Genomic DNA, 2780 nt, shown 5'->3' on the forward strand with positions numbered 1-2780 from the left:
ATAAAGTATTACCCTTTTGGTAGCCTCGTTCCAAATAGGCATTCGTCTAGTAATCAGTATAGATACGGATTTAATGGCAAGGAAAATGACGACGAGTTAATGGGAGAGGGGAATTGGCAAGAATATGGAATGCGTATGTATAATCCAAGAATTGGGCGTTTTCCAAATGTTGATCCTTTGACAAAAAAATATCCTGAATTGACGCCTTATCAATTTGCTAGCAATTCTCCAATTGCTATGGTCGATTTAGATGGTTTAGAGGGAAGTATGAGTATTTCAGGTTCTTCAAATGTAATATCAATCGGGACTCCTATTGTTGAATTTGACCATAATAAAGATCTAAAACCTGATTATGACAAAGGTTTTTATGCAGGTCTGATAGGTACATTTGGTACAGGAGGAGCTGTCTTAAGCGCTCCATTTGCTTCTTCTGTGTATGGTACATACTGCACTTGGTTCTCTGGCACATCGTTTTCAGCTTATTTGTCAACTGGTTCAGGAGCAACAATTTTTGCTTATTTAGAAAATGCTTATACGGCAAAGGGATTATTACCAACATTTACAACGACTGGAATGATTGCAGGGACAACAAATTTAACTGGTCAGTTAGCATATAATGATTTCAAGTTTGATGAGAATATTAACTGGAGTCAACCCCTATTTGCAGGATTGATGAGAAATCCTTTTTACTCTAACTTTGGAGAATCATACTTTAATTTAAATTATGGTTATGAGAATTCCAGAAGTACCGAAAAAACTCTGAATTGGAGTTTTAATACTTTTGATAATAAGTTTTTCTCAACATTTTCATCAAATTTAATAGGGGATTATTTTGGGAATAAATTAGAAGTAGATGGTATTGGATATAAACCTGCAGAATATAGTCTAAATATTTTTTCGGGATCAGCTGTTGAAACAGCAGAGAATAAAGTAGGAGACGTTATAAGTAATGTCATTGAATCAGCAACCAAACCTTCTTCACCGAAAGCAACTAAAAAACAACAAACGACAAGTAGAATTGATTCCGGTAGAAATAGTGGTTATGTTAAATTTTCTATTCCGAGGGTAGAATAATAAATTATTAAGAAATGAATTTTAGAGACAAGATAATTGGTTTTCTTTTCTTACTGGCTATTGTTATCGTGCTTTTTAGAAGTTATGAAAGAAAAAAAAATGTTCAATTAGATATTGAAAAAAATAAGTTAGAGACAATTGGTAAAATCACAAAAATTGTTTCAAGAAGAAGCTTTAAACATATATATTATACGTATTTCTACAAAAACAAGAAATACGAATCTTGGGAAAATACAAATTTAAACAGCAAAGATTTAATTGATAGATATTATTTAATTGAAATTTCTAGTTTTAATCCTGAATATTCGAAAATTCTACTAGATAAAGAAATAACAAATATCAATGAAATCAAAAAGGCAGGATTTTAACACTAGCTGGAGCGAACGTCTTTAAATAATCGGCATCTCGCTACCGCGAGCTTCTAGCTCGTGAACACAAAGAGGGTAAAACAAAAACACCCAGATGTCGCGGATATGACACAAAGTGATATGCGCAATCTTGGCTCAACGCAAACGTTAGCGCAGAATTTCAGTAGTAGATAGTTTTTGGAAAAACTATATGGATAATTTTGGAGAGTTTACAATAGGTTCTTCGGGTGTGAAAGTTATTAACGAACATACATTCGAAGAAAAATGGGAAGAATATGTAACAGACAATTTGTATCGAGCTAGTGATTGGATACACTCGATAGAAAGTGATAAATTGTTTAAATCTTCTAATACTGGAATTAAAATTGGATTTGAATTTAATAAATATTCATGGGAATCTCAAGTAGGGATTTATAGTTCTTCTGAAAATTCAGCTGGTTTTTATAATACAAATGAATTTGCAATTAATGGAAAATTAAGTACTGATGGATTTAACATTTCTAATTATGTACCAACACCGACTTTACAATTTATTGCAAAATTAAACACGACAAATCCTTTTGAACCTTCTAAATTTGTAAATGAAAACAAAGTTAAATCTACAGCAAGTGGTAAAATTCCAGGTATGCCTTTTCATGTGACATATGAATTTGAAGGCAATATAACAACTGGGACTGTTAATCAATCTATTGGGGTCGATGCTGGAATTGGTTCAGGAAATAAAATTGAAAATGGTGTATCTAATACAACCTCAAATACGAATGTAACTAAAGAAGCTAAATTTGATTAAATATTATGAAAAAGATTTTATTCCTAATGAGTTTTATAATTTTTGCGTGTAATTCAACGACAAAAGAAGTTAATGATGCTGATGATGTTGAAAAAGCAAAAGAGTTAACAACTAGTTTTTATTCTAATGTTAAGAGTAAAAATTATAATACCTTAATTAATATTTTAAACCCCAATTTGGACTCTAATAATTTGAAAAAATTATTTCATTCTAAAGATAGTATGTTTGGCAATATTGAGAAATATGACATTAAAGACATCCAAACAACCAAAATAACAAATAATGGAAAAGAAAAAACAGATATTATTGTAGAAGTAAAAGCATATTATAAGAATTATACTTTTAATGAAAATTTGAATTTTTCAATAGATACTCTAAATAATGCAATACTTGAAGGATACCACTTCAAAACCCCGATCGGGCAGGAATGACACATAGTGAGTCAGCCCGATCGCGCAGATATGCGCAAACGTTAGCGCAGAAATGTTTTCTGTGCGTACAACAGAGAGTAAAAAACAAAACACGCTTTAGGGCGTGTTTTTTTGTGG

At 31.4% G+C, this 2780-nt stretch carries 4 protein-coding genes; all 4 read left to right on the forward strand.

Annotated elements, in window-relative coordinates; all coding sequences use genetic code 11:
• Positions 1-1074, forward strand: a 1074-nt coding sequence (locus B0A78_RS11630) for an RHS repeat-associated core domain-containing protein (RefSeq protein WP_317044846.1), incomplete at its 5' end; no start/stop codon positions are given.
• Between the two features lie 14 nt (positions 1075-1088).
• Positions 1089-1442 (forward strand): hypothetical protein, encoded by a 354-nt coding sequence (locus tag B0A78_RS11635; protein ID WP_097609694.1) that lies wholly within the window; start codon positions 1089-1091, stop codon positions 1440-1442.
• 190 nt (positions 1443-1632) lie between these two features.
• Positions 1633-2232 (forward strand): hypothetical protein, encoded by a 600-nt coding sequence (locus tag B0A78_RS11640; RefSeq protein ID WP_097609695.1) that lies wholly within the window; start codon positions 1633-1635, stop codon positions 2230-2232.
• Between the two features lie 26 nt (positions 2233-2258).
• Positions 2259-2663, forward strand: a complete 405-nt coding sequence (locus B0A78_RS11645; RefSeq protein WP_097609696.1) for a hypothetical protein — start codon at positions 2259-2261, stop codon at positions 2661-2663.
• The last annotated feature ends 117 nt before the right edge of the window (positions 2664-2780 follow it).

This window comes from Flavobacterium columnare NBRC 100251 = ATCC 23463 (assembly GCF_002530675.1).
Classification (GTDB): Bacteria; Bacteroidota; Bacteroidia; order Flavobacteriales; family Flavobacteriaceae; genus Flavobacterium; species Flavobacterium columnare.